This is a genomic window from Rossellomorea aquimaris, assembly GCF_001877785.1.
Taxonomy (GTDB): Bacteria; Bacillota; Bacilli; order Bacillales; family Bacillaceae_B; genus Rossellomorea; species Rossellomorea aquimaris_A.
In genome coordinates, this window is sequence record NZ_MINN01000104.1 from 1 (window position 1) to 652 (window position 652).

The 652-nt window shown below is 47.9% G+C and carries 2 protein-coding genes; both read left to right on the forward strand.

Annotation, left to right across the window (positions count from 1 at the left end; all coding sequences use genetic code 11):
* Positions 1-199: 199 nt before the first annotated feature.
* Complete coding sequence (locus tag BHE18_RS23265; protein WP_171910719.1) at positions 200-346, forward strand: hypothetical protein; 147 nt, start codon at positions 200-202, stop codon at positions 344-346.
* A gap of 32 nt (positions 347-378) precedes the next feature.
* Positions 379-652 (forward strand): fluoride efflux transporter FluC (locus tag BHE18_RS14950; protein WP_071619340.1); only part of this gene is annotated, 274 nt, incomplete at its 3' end.

Sequence of the window (652 nt, forward strand, 5' to 3'; positions counted from 1 at the left end):
AGCTATCATGAGGATAATACGTCAGCTAAGATTTTAAGTGTTATGGTCTATGGTGTTGTCGAAGTGGATGTCAGAAGCGAGTTAGAAGTACTTGTGCGTGGTTGGTAGTATTCACATAGAGATAGGTGTATGTAGTGGTAAGAGGAGTAGTCGGGATATGTGGTGGGAAAAAGAGTCGGCGGTCGGTGCGGGAAAGTGAATGATGTTTTTTTTTTTTTGGCTCAGCGGACATATGAAATCCGACTTTTTCCACAACCAGGTCGATGATTGGGCGCAAGGCGATTTTCATGAAACCCAGATCGAAGGCGAAGTGGAAGGGGTAGAATTAACGCTCACCCCTGAATAAGGTATACTGAAGAAAAACGTTCGGGGGATTTTATGAAAAAGATATTGGCTGTAGGGTTTGGCGGCATGGCTGGCTCATTGCTGCGCGCGGCCGTGTTTCAATTCGCTGGAGCCGGAATGGGCTTGTGGCTGGTGAATATTATGGGGAGTTTTTTTATCGGCATCGCAGCCGCCCGGTTAATAAACCGTTCAGCGGAGACGCGGTTGTTCGTCTCGACTGGGCTAATCGGTTCGTTCACGAGCTTTTCCGCTTTTTCGGCAGACTGGTTTCGCTTGCTCGAATCGTCTTTGCTGACAGGGATGATGT

Excerpts from the sequence above, each read along its gene's own strand:
- BHE18_RS23265 (WP_171910719.1), top strand. The coding sequence starts at position 200 with ATGATGTTTTTTTTTTTTTGGCTCAGCGGACATATGAAATCCGACTTT.